18 protein-coding genes are annotated in these 25,311 nt (G+C 44.2%); all 18 read right to left on the bottom strand.

The features are described from left to right. Positions 1 to 8: 8 nt before the first annotated feature. Positions 9 to 992, bottom strand: a complete 984-nt coding sequence (locus CCC71_RS05030; protein ID WP_021840880.1) for a hypothetical protein — start codon at positions 990 to 992, stop codon at positions 9 to 11. 43 nt (positions 993 to 1,035) lie between these two features. Then, complete coding sequence (locus CCC71_RS05025; protein WP_226974212.1) at positions 1,036 to 1,545, bottom strand: OmpH/Skp family outer membrane protein; 510 nt, start codon at positions 1,543 to 1,545, stop codon at positions 1,036 to 1,038. Between the two features lie 82 nt (positions 1,546 to 1,627). Next, positions 1,628 to 2,902 carry a hypothetical protein gene (locus CCC71_RS05020; protein ID WP_226974213.1) on the bottom strand — a complete coding sequence of 425 codons (1,275 nt, stop codon included), beginning with the start codon at positions 2,900 to 2,902 and terminating at the stop codon, positions 1,628 to 1,630. A gap of 2 nt (positions 2,903 to 2,904) precedes the next feature. Beyond that, positions 2,905 to 5,025 (bottom strand): BamA/OMP85 family outer membrane protein, encoded by a 2,121-nt coding sequence (locus CCC71_RS05015; RefSeq protein WP_296333155.1) that lies wholly within the window; start codon positions 5,023 to 5,025, stop codon positions 2,905 to 2,907. 138 nt (positions 5,026 to 5,163) lie between these two features. Next, positions 5,164 to 5,790 carry a hypothetical protein gene (locus CCC71_RS05010; protein WP_021840876.1) on the bottom strand — a complete coding sequence of 209 codons (627 nt, stop codon included), beginning with the start codon at positions 5,788 to 5,790 and terminating at the stop codon, positions 5,164 to 5,166. Between the two features lie 397 nt (positions 5,791 to 6,187). Next, the gene (locus tag CCC71_RS05005) at positions 6,188 to 6,820 is read right to left on the bottom strand and encodes a sigma-70 family RNA polymerase sigma factor (protein WP_021840875.1); all 633 of its coding nucleotides are present in this window, start codon (positions 6,818 to 6,820) and stop codon (positions 6,188 to 6,190) included. Positions 6,821 to 6,839: 19 nt separating this feature from the next. After that, complete coding sequence (locus CCC71_RS05000) at positions 6,840 to 11,150, bottom strand: translocation/assembly module TamB domain-containing protein (RefSeq protein ID WP_296333149.1); 4,311 nt, start codon at positions 11,148 to 11,150, stop codon at positions 6,840 to 6,842. A 70-nt stretch (positions 11,151 to 11,220) separates the two neighbouring features. After that, the gene (locus CCC71_RS04995; protein ID WP_247239749.1) at positions 11,221 to 12,699 is read right to left on the bottom strand and encodes a TolC family protein; all 1,479 of its coding nucleotides are present in this window, start codon (positions 12,697 to 12,699) and stop codon (positions 11,221 to 11,223) included. Between the two features lie 17 nt (positions 12,700 to 12,716). Next, complete coding sequence (locus CCC71_RS04990; RefSeq protein ID WP_021840872.1) at positions 12,717 to 14,021, bottom strand: MlaD family protein; 1,305 nt, start codon at positions 14,019 to 14,021, stop codon at positions 12,717 to 12,719. After that, positions 14,011 to 14,778, bottom strand: a complete 768-nt coding sequence (locus CCC71_RS04985) for an ABC transporter ATP-binding protein (RefSeq protein WP_021840871.1) — start codon at positions 14,776 to 14,778, stop codon at positions 14,011 to 14,013. The genes CCC71_RS04990 and CCC71_RS04985 overlap by 11 nt, the downstream gene beginning before the upstream one ends. Before the next feature lie 180 nt (positions 14,779 to 14,958). Further along, entirely contained in the window at positions 14,959 to 15,720 is a 762-nt protein-coding gene (locus tag CCC71_RS04980) for an MlaE family ABC transporter permease (RefSeq protein WP_296333146.1), read from the bottom strand. 246 nt (positions 15,721 to 15,966) lie between these two features. Beyond that, on the bottom strand, positions 15,967 to 17,955 hold the full coding sequence (locus CCC71_RS04975; protein WP_296333143.1) for a SpoIVB peptidase S55 domain-containing protein: 1,989 nt from the start codon (positions 17,953 to 17,955) through the stop codon (positions 15,967 to 15,969). Positions 17,956 to 18,021: 66 nt separating this feature from the next. Further along, positions 18,022 to 18,324 (bottom strand): hypothetical protein, encoded by a 303-nt coding sequence (locus tag CCC71_RS04970; RefSeq protein WP_021840868.1) that lies wholly within the window; start codon positions 18,322 to 18,324, stop codon positions 18,022 to 18,024. Positions 18,325 to 18,435: 111 nt separating this feature from the next. Then, a complete protein-coding gene (locus CCC71_RS04965; RefSeq protein ID WP_295243025.1) occupies positions 18,436 to 19,833 on the bottom strand; it encodes an AMIN domain-containing protein in 1,398 nt (465 codons plus the stop codon). A 249-nt stretch (positions 19,834 to 20,082) separates the two neighbouring features. Continuing rightward, the gene (gene tnpA, locus CCC71_RS04960) at positions 20,083 to 20,547 is read right to left on the bottom strand and encodes an IS200/IS605 family transposase (protein WP_296333612.1); all 465 of its coding nucleotides are present in this window, start codon (positions 20,545 to 20,547) and stop codon (positions 20,083 to 20,085) included. 279 nt (positions 20,548 to 20,826) lie between these two features. Continuing rightward, the gene (gene mreB / locus CCC71_RS04955; protein ID WP_296333140.1) at positions 20,827 to 22,005 is read right to left on the bottom strand and encodes a rod shape-determining protein; all 1,179 of its coding nucleotides are present in this window, start codon (positions 22,003 to 22,005) and stop codon (positions 20,827 to 20,829) included. Next, entirely contained in the window at positions 21,977 to 23,239 is a 1,263-nt protein-coding gene (murA, locus tag CCC71_RS04950; protein WP_127058437.1) for a UDP-N-acetylglucosamine 1-carboxyvinyltransferase, read from the bottom strand. Before murA ends, mreB begins: the two co-directional genes overlap by 29 nt. 401 nt (positions 23,240 to 23,640) lie before the next feature. Then, on the bottom strand, positions 23,641 to 25,248 hold the full coding sequence (locus tag CCC71_RS04945; RefSeq protein WP_156704349.1) for an IS1182 family transposase: 1,608 nt from the start codon (positions 25,246 to 25,248) through the stop codon (positions 23,641 to 23,643). Between the last annotated feature and the right edge of the window lie 63 nt (positions 25,249 to 25,311).

Raw genomic sequence — 25,311 nt, 5'->3', positions numbered from 1 at the left:
AACTCCTTTTATTGAGCAACCGAATAGGATGCAATAATAGCATCGGTCACATCAGTTGCATTAACATTTGAAACTTCATCAATAACTATTAAATCGAGGTTCTTTTCCTTTGCCACCACCATGGCGCGCATGCGTACATCTTCCAAAATGGCGTCATGAAGGGCTTCTACTTCACTTTGTTTTGCTTTCATGCGTGAATCCCAGGCCGTATTCCACTCTACCGGATTTGGCAGATTATTGGTTGCCATAATAGATTCCGCTTTAGCTTTTACCATTATATCACGACGGGCGAGTAATTCTTTTTGAAGATTAGCCGCATAGTCATCCAGTTCTTTTTGACCGGACGCACGAATCGGTGCCAACTCGGCATCGACCTTCTGCTCTAAATCTTGCAAATTCCCCTGTACGGATTGACTGCGCGATGCCAAGAGTTCTTGTAACTCTTTCTCTTTGGCAGCCCGTTCAGCTTCAATAGCCGTTTTTTGTTCTTCCGTTACTGCTATAGGTGCCGTATTGGCACTTAATTCCAATTGCAAATTAACAATTCGTAAATCCGCTTCGGTCATTTCCGTTTTAACTTCACCGCGATACTTATTGATTAAAGCGATACGCTGTTTTTGATAAGCTACATTCAGTTCCTGTTCTTTAGCTTTTACCTTAGTAATTAATTCCGTATTCAGTAAATCGGTGATTTCCTTGTCGGAGCCTAAGGCCTGAAGTGCTAAAGACTGTTGCTGCGATTTTTGCGTTAAGCTTTGCTGCTCATTTTTATATTGAGCCTGCAAATCATCTAATTCTTTTTTAGCTTGCGTATATTCATCATAGGATGGGTTAAATTTGATGACCTTTTCCATTTTAACAATGCCGATTTTCGGCATATTAGGAGTTGAAGTCGTTTTTTTATCATCCAAACGATTATGAATAAACAAGCCCGCGAGTAAGGCGGCAATTACAACGACAACAACAGAAATCCAACGATACTGCGGCTTCATTGTACCGCCTCCTCTCTATTCAACAAACGAATCATCTGTCCGATTATTTCTGGCTGCTTGAATCGGTAGCATCAGAGTTACCGCTCAATTTACGCTGTACCTGGTCGGTAATATCTACACCGCCGTATAAAACAGTACGTTTATCCATAACAATGGATAAACCTTTAGCATCGGCAACAGCTTTGGACGCATCACTTACCTGACTCTGAATTTTCTTCTGGATTTCCATCATTTTATCCTGAACTTTGCCTTGGTATTCAGAAGCAAGTGCTGCTTTTTGGTTATCGTCCATATTAGCGGATTTAGTATTAAATTCATCGCTTAACTGTTTCTTATAATCATCCAATTCTTTATTGGCTTCAATGACTGCCGGTGAAGCGGCATTCAATACTTTAGTCGTATCGATAACGCCAATGTTGCTGTCCGCATCGGATGCAATGGTTGGCGTAGCCATTTGTGTGTACGCGATGGCGCCGATACCTAAGAGGAATATAACGGCAACAAATAAGGATACAAACTTCTTGTTCTTTTGGTTATTAATTAACCGCATCATAGGTAATATACCTTCTTTCTTTTTTGAAAAAATCTATGCATAATCGACTTAAACTTTATATGTCAAGATTCTTATTTTAACATTAAATATAGCCGATCAGGCGTAACCAATTATCGTCATCATTGACCACGTATTCCAAGGTCAAATAATTATTCAAATCATAGGCTAAACCGAACTCATTACGCTTGATTTCAAAATCTCGCTGAGCTCTCACATGCCAACGACTGCCGATATCCTGGCGGAGCCACACACGACTATATTTATCGGACAAGTTATATTGGTAAGCCAAGGTAGTATCTTGCGTAAAGTGATACGCATAGGACGGATAAAACGCCCATTTATAATCATCGGGGAAGAAATTTGTTTCCAAATACCAATCTCCCTTGCCTTGCTTAATGCCGGTAAATAACTTAATACCTACATTGTGATCCGTTTCCGTCCCCATATCCAAGTATCCTTCAGCACGTACAATATAGCGCGATGAATCGACTTGAATCTTGAGGAGTAAATCAGTCCCCAACTGCAACGACGGCTTCATGGAAATACCGAAACGCTGACTGGCCTTGCTATTGTCGAGGCCTTGTTGGATAACTCCCAGCAAATCGCTTTCATGACGAGCAATGAATGATACCGGCACGCCTTCTAAGCCGACTAAATACTCATCATAATAGCGTTTAGTCGCATAGAAAACCGTACTTGGCAATGTGTTTGAAGCAATTTCCGTACTGCTGTGACGGACCACCGCCCCTTGGGGAATTAAATAAACTTTAACCTTCGTCTTGGCGCCCGGTATGATTTCAACTTGCGGAATAAATTCCGGTAACGCCCCTTCCAATTCATTGCGAACCAGCTGACTGGTGACCGCCGTGGCCCAATCTAATGAGTCGAGCGGCGCCCCCAAAAGGATTTGTTCAATCCGCGGCTCCACAAAGGAAATATCGCGAGCTACCCACTCTTGAGCAAGCGGGGTTAAATTACCGTAATCCACCGTAACAGCTACGGCTTGAATGGTCTGCCCATACGGTCTGAGGCGCACGTCAAGTTGACTGTTCACCCCCGGTGTAATCGTCAAGGACTCCACCGTATAACCGTATAAAATTCGATCGATAATATCGGTTGTTACTTTCTGATATGTCGCTTGCCCGGCTGCCAATGCTTCCGTATCGGTCCCTACATACAACTTATCGGCCGCTGTTTGCACGGCGGCGGTCATACGTTTAGCCAAAACGGCCGGCAACGGTTGCCGACTACCGGAAAGACTCACCGTTACCGACTCAATGGGCTCAGCCTGAGCAACTGTCGTCACCGACGCCATCATACAGAGAGCGGCGGTGACGCGTAAGCCCCATTGTTTCATAATTAGAACTGTCCACCAAAGCTGAAGTGGAATTTGTTGTCATCTTTGCTTACACCATAGTCAAGACGGATAGGTCCGATTGGTGTGGAAATACGAACACCGGCACCGACGGAGATATTGAAGGATTTATCATCATCGTACCAAGTTACGTGCGGTGCATCCCATGCATCACCCATATCGGTGAAGAGTACACCCGTTACTTTATTGAAGATGGGTACACGGTATTCCAAGGTAGCATTGTACATTTTCTTACCGCGGAACTGATCGTCTTCAAAACCACGCAACGTATCGGCACCACCTAAGGTGTAGAGAGCGCTGTACGGTACATCACCCTGTGCCCAACCTAAGCGAGCACGGAAAGCGATTACCTGATTGTTACCGATAGCTTTGTAGTTACGATATTCACCGGTGAATTTATAGTAATCGAAGTCACCGCCTAAGCCGTGGCCTGCCCATTGAACGGTAGCGGATACACGTTTACCGCGTTTAGGATCGTAAATGTTATCACGGGAGTCGTAAACTTTCTGCCAAGATACGCTGTTGGTACGACCGAAGTTGTTTTCGATGTAGTTATCACCTTTGAAGTCATATTTTTCATTATTCCATGTATAACTACCGTATTTTGCCGGATCAGAACCTTCACCGGCACCTTCAGCATAGTTGTAACCGCTGTTTTCATCTTCGTCAAACTTCCAGCCGTCTTTACGGGTTTCCAAGGTTACATAGTCACGGGTATATTCGCCGGTCTGACGACCTAAGGACACGTTAATCCCTTTCTGCGTTTTTACATATTGAGAAATTTCATCCCCGTCCGAGTTATAGTCGGTATACGTATCTTCACGGTCGAAAATAGTTAAGCCGAGGGATGTACCCTTGCTGTCAATCCAAGGACGCAAGTAGGATACGGAGTAGTTTTTATAACCGGCCGTACCGCCGAACTCCCAGTGAACTTTAATCTTGTCACCGGTACCGCGCAAGTTATCTTCCCCAACTTCTACGATACCAACGAAACCGTCGGAATCAGAGTAACCGGCACCTAAGGTAATGGTACCTGTTTTATGTTCCAATACGTCGATTTCGATGACTACTTTGTCAGGTGTGGAACCTTCCAACAAACGTACGTTAACGTCATCGAAGTAACCTAAGTTGTATACTTTTTCAACAGAACGACGAACGAGGAATTTATTGAATGGTTGGCCTTTTTTCTGGTTGAATTCACGAAGAATTACATAATCTTTAGTCTTTTTATTACCATGTGGCACGATATCTTCTACGATACCTTCTGTAATGGAAATATGAAGGACACCGTCTTGGTCAACGGCCATATCGTTAACACGAGCCAAAATATAACCGTCACGGTTATAAGCGGCGTTGATACCTTGGATACGTTCGCCTACTTGAACCGTATTAAGAACGGTATTCGGTTGTACGTTCAAATAGTTAACAAGCATTTCATTGCTGTAAACAGTATTGCCTTCGAACTGTACGGATTTTACAACCGGGTTAACCGTTACTTTGTAAGCAACTTTAACACCTTCCGGCACAACGGTGATTACCGGATTGATTTCAGATAAATAGCCGCTGGAACCTAACGCGGAAATATCCGCTTTAATAGCCGCCGGCGTTAAAGTATCACCGATATGGCTCTTTAACAAGGCCATGTATTCATCCTGTACTTCAGCCGGTAAGCCTTCAATGGAAAAACCGGTCATTACTTTGCCTTCATATGGCTGTAATTGTTCATCCGTAACACTGGAGAAATAGCGTGCATCCGGGGTGGTAATAGCCGTCTGTACGCCGGCCGCCTGTTGTTCTTCTAAACGGGCGCCTTCACCTTTGGCAACGGTCAAAACCGCTGAATCGGTAGTAGCTAACGATGAATTGTCCAACTCGATACGTTTGGCTTCTTGTTCGTCAGATTTCTGTGCTTCTTCAATCCCGCCACGAGCCGCTGTAATAGCGTCTTGGGCCGCTTGGTCTTGAGCACTTACCGCTGTAACTGCGGCAGTTGAATTCTGCGTAGTTGCTGTACTCGTTTCATTCGCAGCCCATACGGTAGTACCGCTCAACGCGGCTACCACTGCTACAGCCAACATGTTTTTATAGGCTCTCTTATTCATCATTTACTACATCCTCCTAAAATAATGCCTTCATATTTATAAACACATTGCTTTTAATGCTTTATTAATACCTTTAATGTTTTTAATGTTCTCATTCCATTATTTTCACTGAACTATGGTCAGCTTATACATCCTGATTCTCTATTGTTCTTGTCCGCGCAGACTTCGTCCCCCTTCACGTACGGCTTCTTGAATCTGAGTTGTACTGATTACCGGTGCCGCTACTGATTCGCTAGTTTGTGATTCAGGTGTTGCCGTCTGAACAGCTTCTTCCGTAGCTTGTGGTGTTGCCACAGCATTGTCCGCTTGTGTCGTTACCGCTTCCACATTTTGATTCGTATCAGCAGTAGCTGTTTCAGCTGAAGCATTGACTGTGCCGCCCGTTGTATTCGTTGTGCTATTAGGTGCATCAACAGAATTTGTCGGGGTTTGTGAAACGGCCGGCATATTGCTATGAGGCGTTTCAGACATCGGTTGGCTCTGCTCTTCCATCACCGGTGCTGTATTTTTGACATCACCTTGATGTTGCCACGCATAATAACCGCCGCCCACCAGCAAAGCCAAACCTACGGCAATGGACCAATAACCTAAGCGTTGCCATAAAGCGGGTGCTCGTTTTTCGTTAAGATGTTGCATCTCCGCCTGAGCCAGCATCAATTGTAATTGACCTTTAGTGGCAGAATCATCCGCATAAGCCTGCTCAGCTTTATCCAGCCAAGTCTTAACGGAGCGGATTCGTTTCTCCATATTGTCGCCAGTCTTATTCATAACGGCCTCCTTTCATACATTTATATTCGTAAGAAAGGATGATTTTGTGAACCATTTATATCACATTAATCGAAATTATTATATCATATTTACGCTTATTTATTAACAATTTATTGCAATCTTCGCCCTTTTTACCGGAATCAGTCCTTATATTTTAAACGATTCGTATAGAAAACCAATGAACAAAAATCTATAACGTCCGAAATGATAGCTTACAATTCAAAAATAAATCGATTAGATGGTGAAAAATATGAGTAGCGTCCAGAACAAAATAAGAGGCTGGGAACAAAAGCTTTTCAAAACAAAAAAGGTTGCAACCCGTTCAGCTTGGCCATTGTGTGACCTTGCTGCAACAGATTACAACCTTCATCTCTGAATGCAATTTTAATTGAACTTATTAATCATTCCAGAATTTTCGCGTACGACTGAGCATCCCCCGCAAGCGCTTAATGCCCTGGCGATGCAAACGATGGATATAGCTGTTGCTCGTATCCAATTCACCGGCTACAGACGCAATGGAACGATCCGCCAAATACACTTGCTCCATGACATGCCGTTCTTTGCCCGGCAAACGTTCCAATGCTTCCACCACTACCTGCTGAAAGGCTTTCGTTTCTACCGCCGATTCAATGGACGGCCCTTCATCAGGAAGCTGTTCCCACCAATATTCATCATCATCGGCAGAACCGGCTAACACGGTGCCGCCCTTACCTTCTTTACGAAGGTAATCCAAGATACGCCCGCGTACGCGATGGACCGCATATAACGAAAAGGCTACCCCCTTCGCATAATCAAAACGTTCCACTGCTTCAATGAGGCCTACCGTACCTTCCTGGACACAGTCCATCACATCCGGTACAACGCGATAATACGCCATGGCTTCACGGAAAACAAGGGGCTGATAATGTTCAATAAGGGCCGTACGTGCCGACTCATCATCATGCTCTTTGTATGCCTGCCATAAAGCACGCTCTTCTTCAGGCGACAATAATTTAATTTTCTCTAATTCCGCTAAATATGAGTCAAGCACGCCGACCCTCCTTTCTTAATTAAAACTGAGTGATCCACTGACCGCCAAAGTATGAATGGCCATTACTGTTCATCCACCCGTTAACGCTATAGTGGCTGTTAATATCATACATAATCCCATAAGCTTGGGTATCATTATTAATACCCGTACTAAAGGTTACCATTAAGTCCGGCAATAAATATTTGCCGATTTCAATATTATAGTAACTGTTTGTATCTTCATTTACCGGTTCATTCGGATCCAACGAGCCCGTAGTAATATTGATCAAATCCAGGCCTAAGGTATCCTTGAAGGCTCCTTCAATATAACCCATTAAAGCAGACCGTACACCGGCTGCAAACAAGGCGTTTACATCATCGGACGATACACTGCTGTCATTGCCGGAGCTGTAACCGAATGTTAAGAGCGATACAATTTGACGTTGTTCCAGATGCGGATCGGATGTCAATTTTAAATCCATCTGTTCCACCGGACCGTTTACTTCAAGATATACACGGTAGGAACGAACCCGCGATTCCGCTTTGACACTTAAAATCGGCAAGAAGGACCCGCGTATAAAATCGGTTTTACCTTCCGTAATCTTAAACGTATTGTTAAGATACTTCAAATTACCTTCTACGACATGAAATTCGCCGTCAATAAACGGATCCGTCGTAGTACCGCCGATATGAGCCCCACCGCCGAGGGTGAAGTCATAAAGACCACCGCTGTAGAGGCGCACTTTTTTGCCCACATTCACAGTGAAATCAAGACCTATCGGAGAACCGCCTTCCTCACTGGTGAGGGATAACGGAATCGTCATGGTATCATTTTCCAGATCGAGATGACCTACCACCGTCGGTAAACCGTCTTTGAGCATAACGCCAACTTCACCGTTCAACGGTCCTTTGAAGAATTCATGTTCCACTTCAAGGTCGTTCATTTGGATAACACCGGCGTAATTCGTCAAGGTTGTACCATTCCAGCTGAATTCACCGGAAAGGCCCGCATTGCCTTTACCCATGGACGCACCGCCGATTAACTCGGCTTTTTGCCCTTTAAAAATAAGTTGCGCCGATATATCAGATAAATCTTTTTTAACATCTTTAAAATGTACCAAACCATGGTCCACACTAAGAGTGCCGTTAACCATTGGTTGATCATAGGTACCGGTAATATGAAGGGCACCTTTTAACGGCCCCGTCCCCTCCGTAACAGCCGGGAATAAAAGCGGTAATACGCCAAGATCCGCTTCATTTACATCAAAGGTCAAATCCATAGCCGATTTATCGCCCGGTGGCAAATAACCGGATTTATAAAAAGCGGCTAACGGTACATCACCGCGAAGTTTCGCTTTATACTCACCTCGTTGACCTACCAATTGCTGCAGATGAATAACTTTGTCCTCCATCGTCGCCATGGCGTAGAGGCGATCGATTTGTACGCCGTTAAGACTGGCATTTGTCAACTCTGTGGATAATTCAACATGCGGATTTAACGTTTCGCCGGTCACATTGGCAATTAAATGAATATTGCCGGAGGCCGGAACAGACGTTTTAAACAGCGGCATTAAGGAGTCGATAGCTACATTATTGGCCGCAATCTGAATGTCACTTTGACCATCCAAATCAGCCGTACCCAAAGCGGCCAACATACCGTCGCCGATTGGTAACTCTCCTTTATGAATCGTTAGTTTGCGGTTTTGCAAAGCCACGTCCACATTGGCAGTGCCCCATGGCTTACCGCCCATAACGATATCATCGATAGTGCCGATTAAGCGGAGATCCGGATTCTTAAGTGTACCACCTAAATCGAGACGACCGTTAATATGTCCATCCGATTCAGGCACATCAAGTTTGGCCAGTTTCATGAAATTAACCAACTCACCATTACTGATGGTGGCATAGCCGAATAATCGTTGCTCGCCGTTTAATGTCATGCCGCCATCGATGTTGAATTTACCATGTTCCCCTTCTTCAAAGGACACATTTTGCAAATGAACTACCGTCGGGTCTGCATATACATTACCGGAGATATTTTTCAAAGCCATGTCATTAACGACTACATCATTGGAACCTAATCGTCCTTGTACAATCGGCTTATCAATCGTACCGGTGAGCGTCCCTTCAAGCGTCATATAGCCTTCCACATCGGCATAGTCTTTAAGCCATGGTCGTAAATAAATCGTATCGCCAAAGAACTTAAAGTCTAAGCCGCCGTTTTGATAACGACCGGCAGCATAAAAAGTAGCCCCATAGGCCTGCGCTACCAAATCACGAACGCCGAGGAAGTCATTAGCGTAACGGAACCCGAAACGAACATCACTGTATAATTTGCCCTGTACCGAACCGTCCCAGGCATGGACAAAACCCCGAATTTGAGGATTATCTAAAGTACCGCCTATGTCTGTACGCACATCAAGCCAACCGGTAACCTGTAAGTCAGGGTCAACCATGCCGGCTATATTTTCAATACGAACCGTATTGGCATTCGCCTGTAGCTGTAAAGCCTTCGACGGTCCCATATCAATAGTACCGTTTAAGCTGTAATAACCGTGACCGTCTTGGATAAAACCATTGTTAACCGTTACCAATTTATTACTTACAGTTGCTTCCGCATAGGCGTTATCGAAACGAATCCGACCTACATGACCACCGTCGGATGCGACAATAGCCATAACATTCGGATTATCCATTGGTCCCGTCACACGACCGGTAACGGTAGCTTTACCGTCAAGTTCCTGTTTAGCATAATCACTAAACAAATTAAGCGGAACATCTTTGGCATCGAAAGCTATGTCGAGGGCATCCTGACTTACATTGCCATAGGCGCTAAAAGATCCGGAACCGATTGTCCCGTTGAGATAGTTAATAAAATAATTGCCATTGGCGCCGGCAATTTGACCGGATAAAGAATCGGTCGCAATCGAATCATAGCCAATACCGTTACCTTCAAAAGTAGCCGTAATAGCCGGTAAGGAATCCGTACCGATACCCTTAACATAAGCTTTACCGTTAACAGTACCGAATAACGGCTGATCCACAGCCTGACCGACTAAGGCCAACGGAATATCGGTACCTTCCAGTGATGCCTCGTACTCTTGCGTTTTCGTATTAAAAGTACCGCGACCACCGGCCTCACCGCCATTTAAACTAAGTCGAATATCGGATATATCGACAATGTCATTCTGATACGCTAAGGTTGCCAAGCCTTTTTCTAAAATATAGCCTTCGTAATTGACATTAGATGCTTCAACCGTAGCATTTACAATCGGTGCCGTCGCTGTGCCATACACATGAGCAACCGTGCCTATTGAACCGGTAATGCCCTTATCAATCAAAGACTCAATTTGAATATCCTGACCACGCAAAGTAAGGTTAAAGTTTGGTTCCGCCAAGTCGGTAATGTCAACATTGCCGTGAGCAAAGAATTGCTGATCGTTAATGGCCACACGACCATCCGCAACCATAATATCTGTGCCGTTAAAGGTAACATGAGCAGCTCCTTGGCGAATTTCATACGGCTTAGGACTTATAGAATCATTCTGATAATCGGCCGCCAAATTATTAATATCCACGGCCCCTTCAAAATCAAATTGATTGTCATTGCGACTGACGGTTAACGCTATATTCTTAGCAGTACCGCCAATCACTTTGGCATTAATATCGCTCAGAATCAAGTCATTCACATAATCTAAACGCAAGCTGTCTGCTTTAACAAAAAGGGTAAAGTCAGCAGAATCATCATTAGTATAGGATCCCTTAAGCGTTACAGCCTGCTTATCCACATTAGCCGACAAAGCGCCGTCCAACTTAGGATAGTCTGCAAACTTAACGGCCCCGTTAATAGCTTCAACCGCTGTGTGGCGACCGTTTAGCCAATCAAGACTAGCTATGCCGTCATTGATTATGACATTGCCTCTAAACTGCAGCGGTTCTTCACTGTCACTCTTTTTGATGAGGGACGTAATGTTCCACGAACGGTCTGCCTTCTCTACGGCATGCACGGTTGGGTTATTAAGAGTAACCGATTTTATCAGTCGAAGCGGAGCCGACTGACCAAACGGCAATTTTACCGCTTCCAACATATCCAGCGACACTTCCGTACTCGGCACATCGGCCACTACTTTGCCTTCAGTGTCCTTAATTGACAAGTCGCCAATATGAACGGTACCATCCCACCCGATGTTAAAGGATGAATAATCCGCCTGCCCATTAATTGCTGTATTCAATTGTTCTTGTACGATAGGTCCCACTATCTGCTCCCCAACAGGGCGCAATAGTTGTGCTCCGCCAAAGGCTACGGCCAACACAACCGCACCGGCAAGCCATTTACGCTGCCCCTTTTTCATTTAAAACTCCTCGCACAAAACAGTAGCTTACAAACAAATTTAATTCACATCACACACTTACAAGGATTTATTATTTATTCGTTTTAGCCGCTTGGTCCGCAACTAAAGTATTCAAAGCCTGAGTCGGATTGGCTTCATTAACGAGTGCTGCCGCACCACCGATTGGAGTTTCCAAAGGCACGCCCATAGCGTTTTCCAAAGTAGCAACAGCAATATTGTAGTTAAATAAAGCATCTACATAATTGTTACGAGCTGTTTCCAATTCTGTTTCCGCATCAAGTACATCAAGGTTGGTACCAACGCCGGCACGATAACGCAAGGAGGCAATACGGAAGTTTTCCTGACCTTGTTCTACGGCCACACGCGTGCTGTCGATTGTCTGTTCAGCGGATTTCATATTTAAATAAGCCTTACGAACAGCCAAATTAATGCTGTCCATAACCTGGTAATTAGCTTCTTTATAGCGTTCTAAATTAGCTTCCTGCACTTTAATACTTTCGCTGGTAGCACCGCCATCCCAGAGGCTCCAAGATACAGCAGCACCGATAGACCAATTATCATTGGACGTACCGCCCCAGTCATCACCGCTCCAAGCCTGCGAAGCAGTAGCACTCAAAGTCGGTAAATAACCGGATTTAGCTGATTTAATCGCTTCTTCTGCCGCTTTTACCGCCATGGTGCTCTGAACGAGTTCCGCACGATGCAAGAGTGCATACGCCTGGGCATCGGCCAAAGTTACGGGATACGGTGTATAACCGAGTGAATTATCCGCCGTTTCTACGCTCGTATTAACCGGTAAGCCGATAGAGTTATTAAGGGTTGCTTCCGCCAAATTAGCCGCATTTTGTGCTTCTACCAAGGAAGTCTGAGCATTGGCCAATGATGTTTTGGATGCCAATACATCGGATTTGGCCACGATACCTACATTATATTGCTGATTTACATTTGTTAAATGACCTTCATAATCGCGAACCGATTGTTGGGCAATATCCACCTTATTGCGGGCCTGAATCAAAGAATAATAATTGCTGGCTGCGTTCAATTTGGCTGTTTGACGAGCGGCTTCCAAGGCTGCATTATAACCTTCACGGGAATAACGAGCCGATTCAATAGCCGCTTCCGCTTTACCGCCTGTATAAATAGGTACGGCTAAACGGAATGTATTGCTGGCAGAATCAGCAATAGCGGTACCACCTGTCTGAGTCGTGCTGCTACCGCGACCGCCACTATAGGCATAACTTACGGTTGGGTTTTTAGCCGCTGCCGCTACGCTTACCTGAGCACGAGCTGCTTCATACTGCCATTCGGATTGTCTTACATCACGGTTATTAGCCAAAGCCAATTCCACCGTATGAGGTAATGTTAAGGACACTTTGTCGCCTACCACTTCGTCTTTAACGATTCTATCTGCCAAAGTTTGCTGTGTAATCACTAATGCTGCCTGCTGATATTTGGCAATTTTAGCATCATCATTAGAACCGGCGGCCAATACGCCGGTTGCTGTCAAAGACATTGCAATGGCTAAAGAAAGAGCTTTTTTATTTAACATGGTATTACCTCCCAAAATTAAAAGACATATCGAATGCCGTAGAAATTACCACCATTTTCTTCACTAAACGGACGAATGAATTGAGCGATGGCATATACATCATCAAACAATCTCACTTCACTGCGAATCCGATAGCGCACATCATTTAAATCCATAACGGCCGCGGATATTGTAAACGGACCGCCCATGCCGTAATCGACACCGACACCTACGTCGCCGTCAAATATACCACCGCGAACCGAGAATTGATCCGCCACATATTTACCATACGTAAGTTCCAAGCGGCTGCCATCACCAATATTATTCGCTCCCAAGGTGAATAAATTCTGACCGAATTGCAAACGAAAATCCGCATTCGGATTATATTTATTCTTCGTTGTATTATATAAGAGCTCCATATTGGCGCTTGCCTTAAAAGGGTACTTTTTTCCGGATTCACGACTATCTACGTCGCCACCGGTGAGACGATTTAACTTAGTAGTCAACTGCGCCGTATTATGCAAAGTTTCCTTAATATCCTGACTGCTCTGCGGGTCCGTTACGATGCCCTGCATAGAAGCGGCCATGGAATTCAAGCTGTCAGTTGTTGTTTTCAAATTATCTAAAATAGTACGCATATCGCGAGAGGCCTGGCCGTCGCCATCCAAATTTTGTAAGGATGTATCAAGCTGACCCGTAATCGCCGTCATATTACGTGTAATATCAGTCATGTTGGCTGTAATTTCATTAATGTTACCCTGATTATCCAGAGCCATTTGATTAAAACGAGCCGTAAGTTCCGCCGTATTATTGGCGATGATTTCCGTAGAGCGAAGGGCATTGCGAAGTGATGTCTGGGTCTGCGCATCGCCGATAATATTGTTAATGGAGCCCAAGGTTTTATTGGCTTCTTCCATCAATATGGTAGCTTGCTGCATAGTTTTATCAATATCGCTATGACCGTCACCGCGAATCATGTCACCGTCTTTTAAAAAGACTTGGGATCGTCCCGGCGTAATTTGAATGAATTTATCGCCCAAAATACCATCATTGGCCAAGGCAAACTCGGAGTCAATCGGGATTTCCGTATCTTTATCAATATCCATGGTAAGCGTTACCCCTTTGGCGGTAACTTCCATAGAACTCACCCGGCCCACCGTAACGCCGGAATATTTAACCTGGTTACCGGTCTTAAGGCCCGTAACCGACTGAAAATCGCCGGTAATATGCATCCGCGGCGGTTCAAATAATTCCAAACGACCGACAAAAATGATCGCCGCCGCAAATAAGCAAAGGCCGATAATGGTAAACAAGCCCACCTTAGCCTCTGTATTAAACTTCATCTGTTTTCTCCCCCTCACCGGCGTCTTCCATAATATCGCCGCCATGTATAAACTGCTGAACCAACTTGTTTTTAGATTTCCTAAATTCAGTCGGACTCGAAACTTCTATAAACTTGCCCTTATCCAATAAGGCAATGCGATTGGCCACATAAAAAGCCGATTGCATATCATGAGTTACTACAATCGAAGTGCAGTGAAGATGCTTTTGCATGCTCCGAATAAGTTTACTGATTGTCCCCGATGTTATAGGATCAAGTCCCGACGTCGGTTCATCATATAAAATAATGCGAGGATTTAAAGCAATGGCCCGGGCCAAACTGATACGTTTCTTCATGCCCCCGGACAATTCATTCGGCATGTAGTCGCCCGTATTAGGCAGCTCCACCAAATCCAATTTTTCCTGCACAATTTCCTTAATTTGAGTATTGGTTAATTCCGTATGCTGTCTTAGCCCGAAAGCTACATTTTCAGCCACTGTCATGGAGTCGAAAAGCGCCGAGTATTGGAACACCATACCCATTTTTTCACGAACTTTGTTAAATTCGTCTTCGCTTAAGCCGACTACATCGACGCCGTCCACCAGAATACGTCCGCTGTTCGGTCGTTGCAAGCCGATTATGAGACGCAGAATCGTACTTTTACCGGCGCCACTGCCGCCCAGAACAACCAAGGTTTCCCCATCTTCTATTGTCAAATCTACATGGTCGAGGATAACTCTATCGCCATAGGCAACGACCACATCCTGTAATTCAATCATGAATCTCCGGCCTCAATTAATCTCAAACTATAAGCCCAATTTTAAGCGAACCTACAGTTACTACTATAATTATAAAATATCTGTTTCAAAATTCAATGATAAAACGCCCGCCTTTTAGGTAGCGTAGCAATATTTTTCATGAAAATAATACTAAAATCAACCGGCGTATCAAAATAATAACTAGAATAACGCCATGGATAAGAAATAATTTAATACGAATACTAAAATAATACTGGTTACCACGGAGCTGGTAGTTGCATTACCTACCGCTTCGGCCCCCATTTTAGTATACATGCCCTTGTATGAACCAACAAGAGCAATTACGGCGCCAAACACACTGGCTTTGATTAAACCGTAAGTTAAATCACTGGTAACGGCAAAAAGTTGAATGGAATCGGTATAGGTCATGCCCGCCATACCTTTAAACAGCGTCGCTACCACGTAGCCGCCGCCGATACCGATAATAACACCGTAAAACGCCAGAATCGGCACCATAATCATGCACGCAATCACACGAGGCACCACGAGGTAGCCGATAGGATTAACGGCCATTACTATGAGGGCATCGATTTGCTCGGTTACCTTCATGGTACCAATCTCAGCCGTAATCGCTGCACCGACGCGCCCCGATAACACGACGCCTACCAGTACCGGTCCCAATTCACGCCCCATGGCAATGGCCATGATGCCGCCAACCGTACCTTGTGCACCGTAACGAATCAAAATATCGGCAATTTGCAAGGTCATTACAGCCCCGGCAAACAATAAAGTTAAACTGATAATCGGCAACGAATCTACGCCCAAATGAGCCATTTGAAATATAACATGGCGCCAATTGGCCTTTGATAATTGTTTAATGGTTTGCCCGATTAATATTACAGCTTCACCGCAACGTGCCAACCAACGTATCACTTCACGGCCAAGCGCTTCTAACCACTGCAAAAGTTCTCCTCCTCTTACATCACATCTATTGAAGCTCATCATATCTGCTTATAATTGAGTATGATTACTACCCCTCATTTTATCACAAAACTTTAGCCATTGTCATCAGTACCAACGATGAATATATCTAAATTTTACAATCTTTTTGAAAAAAGTTGTATTTTCCCTTAAACTATGGTCCGGCAATGTAAAAAGGCGATGAACACCACTGTCCATCGCCTTCATTGCGTACTATTCAGTTTAATCTTATTGACTTACAGTTTCAGTAGATTCATTCGATTCACCATCAGGTGTATTCGTTGAAGCATCCGGTGCTTTTTTTACCGTATTAACATCCGCTTCGTTTTGAGCCGTTTTAGTCGAAGACTCATCAGCCTTTTTAGCCGCTTCCTTCAACTTTTTCGCGTTTTCACGAGCAAGTCGAGCCTTTTCTTTATCACGATCAGCCGGCGACATAACTTTCAATACGAATTGACCGTCACCGCGGATAACATATTCCGTATCGATTTTAGCCTTATACGGTTCTTTGTCATCTTTATCGTCAATGCCCGGAATGTTTTCCTTCGCTTTGCCTTTCGGTACAGCGCCCGGAATTTTAGTCTCATCGGCTACATCAATTTTAGCGCCTTTCGTATCGGCTTTTTCACCGTCTTCTACCATGCTGACGCCATCTTCCAAGATTTCAACCACAATCTGATTATTCGTATCCGTATTGCGCAGTTCTTTGTAGAACTCGTCAAAATCTTTATACGTTTTCAAACGACGAATAATTTCATCGGTTAAATTGTACTTTTGTTTTTCCAAAAGGTATGGCAATGGTACCACGCCGCCACCGCGAACTTCCAAAGTTACTTCCCCATACGGTTGATCCTTCGGCACGGTAAAGAAGATTTCCTTCGTTATCGGTTCTTCACGGAACGGTTGTAATTTCACATTAATTACCACTGTATCCCCCGGCGATGCAACAGCCGGTGATAACGTGGCATCACCAATTACAGCGGTTTTCTTTTCCTTCGTTAAGGATGCATCCACTTGAATCCCCGCAATTTCATAATTGATAAAACGGTTATTCATAAGCACGTCGATAATATTGTAGAATTCATCAACACTCTTGATGCCGATGGAATCATTGGAATAGAACATATTTGTCCGTTCCAACGGTGGAATATTAATATCACGCGGTTGGATTTTAAGTGTTAAGGTGGATGTACCTTCACCATTGCGATCTAATGTTTTACTGATAAAATTATAAACCGCCGTAGTACTTAATGTGGGTGTCAACTCATCGGCTTCCACCACTTTAACACCCGCTTGACGAGTTCGGTTCATATCGAGATCACGCACGGTAATCGCCATAGGAATACCGCTCGTAATCTTGCCCGATGTACCGGCAATACCGGCACCGCGGTCTTCCGTTACAGTCCCTACTTCAGCGCCCATCGAGCCGAGCTTAAAACCGGAATCCAAGCTTTTTACAACGGTAAAAATAGACGCATTATGCATGAAGTAGCCTACGGAGCCGCGTTTTAAAAACGGATGACCGAATGCTACGACTTTATCCTGATCCACATAGGTTACCGTACCGATTGCCCCCAGTTTCAAATCACCGTCAACGAGCAAAGCCGCTACGGAACCGCCCGCTTTAAGCGGTTTAGCCACATCATCACCGTCGGCCGCTGCCGTATCATATGTGCTGTACTCATATTCCGGCAACTTTTCCTTCATAAACTTAAGAGCCGATGGGTCGAAGCCATAAGCCATAAGCGGCGTGCCAAGGGGAATCAACTGACTGTCGCGCCAAGGATTGGCTAAGTTCTTTTCATAGGGAATATTCCAAAGCTTAACCATATCTTCGATTGGCGTAATCATACCGATAGTGCCATCCGCAAAGCCCCAACCGTAGGCAACGGCGCCTACCAACTTGCCGTCAATATACGCGGGGCTGCCGCTCATACCGTGTACGATGCCGCCCGTTTCATCAATAACGGGGCCGGAAAATTTAGCTAAAATTAAATCGCCCGACGGACCACGGTCTTTCATGACGCCTAAAACTTTCATATTAAAACTGGAGATATCATCTCCCGTTACTACTGTATCAACGTGTCCTTCCATGCCTGTATGCACATCGGTTACGGGCAGAAAATCAACTGCCTGTGCCGAAGCGGCTACAGTGCAACAAAAGAAAAGCGCCAGTACACCTTTCATATACCGGCGTGATGAACGAAATGGCTTCATTCATAGCTCCTCTCTAAAACTATATGTCAACTGTTTTAACTGAATACTTCAGCGGAATTGCTTTGATTATTTACCGTCAACCACGGCTACAACTTGTGCGCGGTTTACTTGGTCGCCGTTTTTAACCGTTACATTCGTTACTACACCGTTAACAGTGGAACGAGCAGCCGGCATTGGGCCCGTTAAGGATTGTACTGTAACCAATACGTCCCCTTCTTTAACAACTGTACCTACCGGTACAACCGATACAACCTGACCGGTTAATACGGATTCCTGGTTGACATTGGCTGCGGAGGCCGTGAAAACAAAGCCGGTCGCCAGGCTTACGCCAACAGCAGCCATTACTAAAAATTTCATATATTTTTTCATACGTAAATCCTCCTTTGACTAACGTCTACATATATTATATCACGGATAAGCAAATTTATTACTAAATCCGCCTTCTATCATTAAAAATTCACAGTATCGGCAACGGACCCATTAAGGGAAAATTATGATTTCCCCATAGCGCGCTGTGCCAAAACTGGTCTCATCGCGATGGAGGTAGGTACCGTTGGCATATAGATCATTATCCCGCTGATAACCCGCATCAATGCCCGTAACCGCCCCAAACTCTGACAGCATACGGCCTCCTTGTTCCAAGGTTATGCCGGAAGATGCTCGATAATTGCCGGATGCCAAAAGGACAATCAATGTACCATCAGGTCGCACCCCTAATAAGGTATGACCACGATAATTGTCGCCGTCAAAATCCGTCACCATACCATTAGCCAACACGATTCGCTTACTTTGAGCCAAAGTCGTACCGGCCGCACTGATTTTAACAATCGTAGGAACCACTTGTAAGTTCACAATATCGCCGATGCGTAATGCATCAATCACCGGCACCATGGCACCGTGAGCCGACAACACGATATCGGCATCAGCCAATTTAGAGTCGTTCGTACCTTTAGCTATAACCACATTGCGCCGTAACGTAACCTCTTTGCCGTACACATTGGTGTGCGTCGATGATCCGTAAGCAGCATTATAGGCGATGAGCTCATCCGTACCGCGCGTGCGATTAACACCGCTTACGATATAAGTTTTGTCCCCTTCTTTTAATTGCAATTTAGGCGTTTCCACACTAATCGTATACCCCTGATTAGGAATATAACGAAGTACCCCTACCGGCGTTATTTGATAGCCCGGTACAACGGGGATTTTTTCACCGGAAGCAAGTTGTACCGTCCCTTCCGCTAACCCTTCACCGTTGAGCCCGGCCGCGACATCAGCCGCATTGACAAGCCCCACCGAAATGGCACCGGCCGGCGTCACCTCAGCCAAAGTCTCCGCCTTATCACCGTCCGCTTTAATCACGGCCGGCTCTGTGGGCGCTACCGTAAGGGCATCAACTTTTACGCGCCCCGTATCGGTACTGGTATCCCATTTAGTATATACCACACCGTCCTTCAAGGGCTTTGTAGTTCGCTGATCATAATTATTAAACAAATCCAATACTATGCGATCCGGATTTTGCAAAGTAAACATGTGGTAGCGAATCGGCTGATTTACACTGAGCGATAAGTCGAGCCCTGTATCTGTGCTCGCCAGGCCTACACCTTGCAAAACACCGGTATTGCGATTGTTATACTGAACCGGACCACTCGTGCGATTCGCAGTACCGGCAAAATGGATTCGTACCTGCTGTGCTTTTTCATTATAAATAGAACTCCAGCCATCCGGTAATCCCTTCATGTCAAGGACAATGCGGGTGTGCCCCACTTCATTGGTAGCACGTACGGCTGTCAAATCCGCCGCATCCGCAGCGCCGCCTACGAGCCAACTCATTATCCCTGCCATTAAGACTGCACTAAGCTTCTTCTTACAGGCTTTCATAGTTCCCTCCTTTGAAAAAATCTATAAACTATTGTCGTTATTTTAGTACCATTTTATCTATTATAACATATATACCCGCTAACTACTTGAAATATTATGTGAAAATCATAACCACCCGTAGAACGGGTGGTTTGCTCTGACCCTATAAGGGTCTTTCTCTAGTGGTTGCCCTCTAAAGAGGGCTTTGAGTAATCTGACAACCACTCTATTACCACTGGCTGCCCCCTACTCGGGGGCTTTTATTTTAGCCTACTTTACCTGCTCACCCGTGAACGGGTCCATATACTCTTTAAAATTTAACGTATCTTGAGCTATATCTTCTTGTAATTGATTGCGAATATACTCCTTTATCGCTCCTTCGTATCTGCCTACAGTATCCACATAATATCCTCTAAACCAAAAATGTCGATTTCCATACTTATATTTTAAATTAGCATGTTTATCGAATATCATGAGGCTACTTTTACTCTTTAAATACCCCATAAAACTTGATACACTTAAATGTGTCGGTATAGTAACAAGCATATGTATATGATCGGGGCAGCACTCCGCCTCTATAATCTCCACATTCTTTCTTGTACATAAATCTCTTAATATTTTCCCTATATCAACTTTTATTCGGTCATATATAACTTGTCGTCTATACTTAGGCGCAAAGACAATATGGTATTTACATCTCCATTTACTATGTGATAAGCTTTTTACGTCATTCATTGACATTGAACCTCCTAAGTTGAAATGTTGTGGTTGCCAGACCAACTTCATTGTACCATTAGGAGGTTCTTTCCTTTTCTATAAGAGTTTTTTACCGACCCCCAGTTTAACTGGGGGTTTAGTCATGCCTATTCGGCGTACAATAAAAAAGATTGCAAGCGACCTTGCCGCTCACAATCTTCTTTGTATTTATTATTCAATGACCAAATTGCTTAAGCCAATGCAGCTACGCTTCACCATATCCGGTCCGTTTTATTGAAACAAGCCGGACTATTGAGCCTACTGCAATTCTTCCAAACTATCCTGCAAGCGATCCATTTCACGCAAAGCACGACCGGTTCCGACGATAACCGAATAACGAGGATTGTCCACCAAATAGGCCGCTACCCCGATAGCCCGCGTAATAAGGCGGTCAAAACCGCTGATTAACGCTCCGCCTCCGGTTAGGATGATACCATGATCACAGATTTCCGCTACCAACTCAGGTGGCGTTTTTTCCAAAATATCTTTGATACCTTCCAAGATAACATTCACCGGTTTTTCCAATGCCATCTGCACTTCCTTGGAACTTACTTTAATAGCCTGCGGCAAGCCGCTCACAATATCGCGACCGCGCACGGTTATTTCTTCTACCGGCGCTTTACGATCCACCGTACCGACAGCGATTTTTACTTCTTCTGCCGTACGCCGACCGATTAATAGCTTACGACGTCGTTTGATATAGCTGATAATGGCTTCATCAAACTTATCACCGCCCATGCGCAAAGACTTACTCACTACGACACCGGTGGTGCAAAGTACGGCAATATCCGTAGTACCGCCGCCTACGTCAACCACAATGGCTCCGGCAGACGCTGCTTTATCAAGGCCCGTCCCCAAAGCGGCCGCCAACGGCTCTTCAATGAGTACCGTCTTACGGGCCCCCGTTTGAAGCACCGCTTCGATAACAGCCCTCTTTTCAACCGGCGTAATGCCGGACGGCACGCATATAACGATGCGCGGTTTGAATAAAGTCGAGGCCGGTAACACACTCTTAATATAGTAACGAAGCATGAACTCCGTCATGTCATAGTTATTAATAACACCGTCCTGAAGGGGGCGAATGACTTCAATATCCGCCGGCGTGCGCCCCAGCATAATGCGCGCGTCTTCACCGACAGCCACCACTTCATGAGTGTGAATATTCCAAGCTACATAGGCCGGTTCATCAAGCACAACACCTTTGCCTTTAATGTAAATCAATACATTCGTCGTGCCCAAGTCAATACCTACGTCATAGGCCCACCACAGTGCCAATTTTTCAAAAGGGGATACCCATTTATCAGCTTTCTTGGCTACTGTTTTAGGCGTGGTCGTCACAATGGGTTGCGTGCTTCGTTTGCGTCGCTCTTCACGCTTTTGCAAAACTTCGGCACGGCTTACCTTTTTCTTACTCGTCCACCCGAACAATGTCAGCACCTAACCCTTTTAATTTGCCTACCAAGTTGTCATAACCTCGGTCAATATGCGACAGCTGGGTTACTTTCGTAACACCTTCCGCCGCTAATCCGGCACATACTAAAGCAGCTCCGGCACGCAAATCGGTAGCCCGTACTTCGGTGCCCTTCAATTTAGGTACACCGTCAACAATAGCACGACGCTCTTCAATGCGAATCTGAGCACCCATTTTCTTCAATTCATCGACATGCATAAAGCGGTTTTCAAAAACCGTTTCCATAACCGTACTGGTTCCCTTGGCAATGGTCGTAAAGGCCATGAATTGAGCCTGCATATCCGTCGGGAAGCCCGGGTATGGCAATGTCTTAATATCTACGGCTTTTACATTGCCGTCAGAAATAACGCGAATACCGTCCACATCTTCCTGCACGGTTACGCCCGCTTCTTTCAATTTCGCCACAACCGGTTTTAAATGCTCGGATAAAGCATTTTCAACATACACGTCACCGCCGGCCATGGCCGCTGCGATGAGATACGTACCGGCTTCAATGCGGTCAGGAATTACCGTATGAGTAGCCCCTTTTAATTCTTTAACGCCTTGGATACGAATTACATTCGTGCCGGCGCCGCGAATATCGGCTCCCATACTGTTTAAATAAGTAACTAAATCTACAATTTCTGGTTCTTCCGCAGCGTTTTCGATAATCGTTTTACCTTCTGCCATAGAAGCAGCCATAATTACGTTTTCCGTAGCGCCAACGCTTGGGAAGTCGAGATAAATCTGGTTCCCTTTAAGACCTTCCGGAGCCGACGCCAATACATAACCGTCACCCATCTCGATAGTAGCACCTAACGCTTCAAACGCTTTTAAGTGTAAATCAATAGGACGCGAGCCGATGGCACAACCACCGGGTAAAGAAATACGGGCTTCACGACGGCGTGCCAATAAAGGTCCCATAACTAAAAACGACGCACGCATGCGACGAACTAATTCATAGGGAGCTTCTGTAGCCGTAATTTCCGAAGCATCAAACCGGATTTCCTGATTAGCTTCATCCTTGGTAACTTTAACGCCTAATGCTGAAATTACCTCACAAATCGTATGTACATCCTCTAAATGAGGTACTTCTACTAATCGACTTGGCGTCGATGCCAACATGGTGGCCGCAATAATCGGCAACACCGCATTTTTTGCGCTACTTACACGAACGCGACCATTCAACGGTTTACCACCGTTAATGACGAGCTTTTCCAACAATACTTCCTCCCATAATGCAATCTATTAATCTATAGTCTTTAATGCACTCTATTATTCTATAGTCTTATAGTTCTTCTTTAAATTCTACCTTATAGTATACTTTAAAACAGGCGGTTCATCAAGTACCCGACCGGCACGGATTGCCTATTTAAGGCAATTATTTCAAGCCAAAATGCACCGTTTGATTCACGTCTAGCAAAATGAAGAAAATTCGGTCAAATCTATAGTAAAACAGAAAAAGAGGGGCTGTAACGAAATTGAGTTTTTTAACTCACATTTCAGTTACAGCTCCCTTTTCAATTAAAACAAGGATATTTCCAAAATCAACAATTCTGAAAATATCCTTGTTTTTTTGTTTTTTAGCGCACTTAAATAAGCCTTTAGCTTTTGGCTTTTAATTACGCAGCAGAATTAGTTTCGAACAACCGTTGACCTAATCGCTTCTTCTGTATTCGGTTATGCAGCTTCAGTAAATTGTATCCAAAAGCTAATAGTAATAAATCTTTTTCTACGTTAACTTTGCCTCGGTGCCTGAACCTGGTGTATTCAAAATCTTCTTTTGTTATGCCAAAAGCACCTTCCACCTGAATAGAACGGTTTACTCGAAGTTGTAAGCCATAGTCACTATCAAATACAGCCTTGTTTTTGGCTAATAATTCGCGGTAATCAGTAGCAATATATATCGTCTTATTCCCCTTAGGAAGTTTTCCGAACTTAAGTTTTTGGCATTCCTTACGTAAGCCACAATAATTGCAGTTTTCACACCGGTATACTCGGTTTTGCTTAATGAAACCGGTCTTACTTTTGTTTCTGCGTATGTATTGGAATCGTAATGTACGGCCTTTGGCACAAGTAAATGTATCGGTCGCCTCATCATATACCATGTTATCCGCTCGACCAATATCTTTCTTATACTTTTTCGTTTTACTCAATTCATATGTACTTGGTTTAATACAAGTTTTGTAATCATGAGCCCATAACCATGCCAGATTTTCGTTGCTGTCATAACCGGCATCAGCTACCACATATTGAAAGTGTTGTTTGTATTGTCCTTCTAATTGTTGCATAAATGGAATTAAGGTGTTCGTATCTGTAGGATTTGGAAATACGCCAACGCCCATAATATATTCACTATGAACAGCTAGTTGAACATTGTAGGCCGGTTTTAATTGGCCGTTTAACATATGATCTTCTTTTAGTCGCATAAACGTAGCATCATGATCAGTTTTAGAGTAACTGTTGCGAGAGCCTAGAATAGCTAACTTTTCATCATATTCATTTCGCTTGTCACGCAAGGCTAAACAGGATTCAAAAGCTCTTTGCAATGGATGTTTTCGTTTACCGGTACCGTGTACAAACTCAATTTGCTTTTCGCGTATGGATTGCTCCAGCAAAACCAATAGTTCATCTTCAGTCATATCTGAGACGTCTATGTCCAAAAGATTTTGTATTTCATATTGAAGAACTAACAATTTATCCGGTAACTTAGCATAGTGCTTAAGAATTGCCTTTTTCCACACAAAGGTGTATTTATTTGCATAGGCTTCCCATTTAGTTCCGTCGATGAATACTTCAGAAAAATCTAAGCTGTCAAATTCACTTAATGCTTGAATAAATTGAGATAACAAATCTCTAAGTACATCAACAGTTAAGCGTTGAAAGAATCGATGAAATACCATATGAGACGGAGTCGGATAGCCCTGTAAGAGCCACATGTAATGGATATTTTTAGTGCATTGCTCAGCAATTTTGCGAACAGATACAATGCCTTCGGTCATAGCTAACACATAGACTTTAAACAAAAGATGGGGAGGTACTAAAGATTTTCTTCCTTTTGAAGAATATAAATGCTGCAACCTTGTATAGTCCAGTTCCTCCAATACAGCATCCAGTAATCTCACCGGTTCTTTTGGTCCGATCTGAAAGCCATAATCCAATGATAAAACTACTTGGCGAAAGCCAGAAAGTTTAGTATAATTGCCTTGTTGGATATGGTTTCTGTTCATAAATTAATTATACCAACAAAGAAGGCCCTTCGGGGCCTTTTTTCTTATACAAATATAGCAAGA

It is taken from the genome of Veillonella sp. LMAG:90, assembly GCF_008679445.1.
GTDB lineage: Bacteria > Bacillota > Negativicutes > Veillonellales > Veillonellaceae > Veillonella_A.
Note: the sequence above shows the minus strand (reverse complement) of the source record. Positions and strands in the feature narration are given on the sequence as shown.

Excerpts from the sequence above, each read along its gene's own strand:
- CCC71_RS05030 (WP_021840880.1), bottom strand. The coding sequence starts at position 992 with ATGAAGCCGCAGTATCGTTGGATTTCTGTTGTTGTCGTTGTAATTGCC.
- CCC71_RS05025 (WP_226974212.1), bottom strand. The coding sequence starts at position 1,545 with ATGATGCGGTTAATTAATAACCAAAAGAACAAGAAGTTTGTATCCTTA.
- CCC71_RS05020 (WP_226974213.1), bottom strand. The coding sequence starts at position 2,902 with ATGAAACAATGGGGCTTACGCGTCACCGCCGCTCTCTGTATGATGGCG.
- CCC71_RS05015 (WP_296333155.1), bottom strand. The coding sequence starts at position 5,025 with ATGATGAATAAGAGAGCCTATAAAAACATGTTGGCTGTAGCAGTGGTA.
- CCC71_RS05010 (WP_021840876.1), bottom strand. The coding sequence starts at position 5,790 with ATGAATAAGACTGGCGACAATATGGAGAAACGAATCCGCTCCGTTAAG.
- CCC71_RS05000 (WP_296333149.1), bottom strand. The coding sequence starts at position 11,150 with ATGAAAAAGGGGCAGCGTAAATGGCTTGCCGGTGCGGTTGTGTTGGCC.
- CCC71_RS04995 (WP_247239749.1), bottom strand. The coding sequence starts at position 12,699 with ATGTTAAATAAAAAAGCTCTTTCTTTAGCCATTGCAATGTCTTTGACA.
- CCC71_RS04990 (WP_021840872.1), bottom strand. The coding sequence starts at position 14,021 with ATGAAGTTTAATACAGAGGCTAAGGTGGGCTTGTTTACCATTATCGGC.
- CCC71_RS04985 (WP_021840871.1), bottom strand. The coding sequence starts at position 14,778 with ATGATTGAATTACAGGATGTGGTCGTTGCCTATGGCGATAGAGTTATC.
- CCC71_RS04975 (WP_296333143.1), bottom strand. The coding sequence starts at position 17,955 with ATGAAGCCATTTCGTTCATCACGCCGGTATATGAAAGGTGTACTGGCG.
- CCC71_RS04970 (WP_021840868.1), bottom strand. The coding sequence starts at position 18,324 with ATGAAAAAATATATGAAATTTTTAGTAATGGCTGCTGTTGGCGTAAGC.
- CCC71_RS04965 (WP_295243025.1), bottom strand. The coding sequence starts at position 19,833 with ATGAAAGCCTGTAAGAAGAAGCTTAGTGCAGTCTTAATGGCAGGGATA.
- tnpA (WP_296333612.1), bottom strand. The coding sequence starts at position 20,547 with ATGAATGACGTAAAAAGCTTATCACATAGTAAATGGAGATGTAAATAC.
- CCC71_RS04945 (WP_156704349.1), bottom strand. The coding sequence starts at position 25,248 with ATGAACAGAAACCATATCCAACAAGGCAATTATACTAAACTTTCTGGC.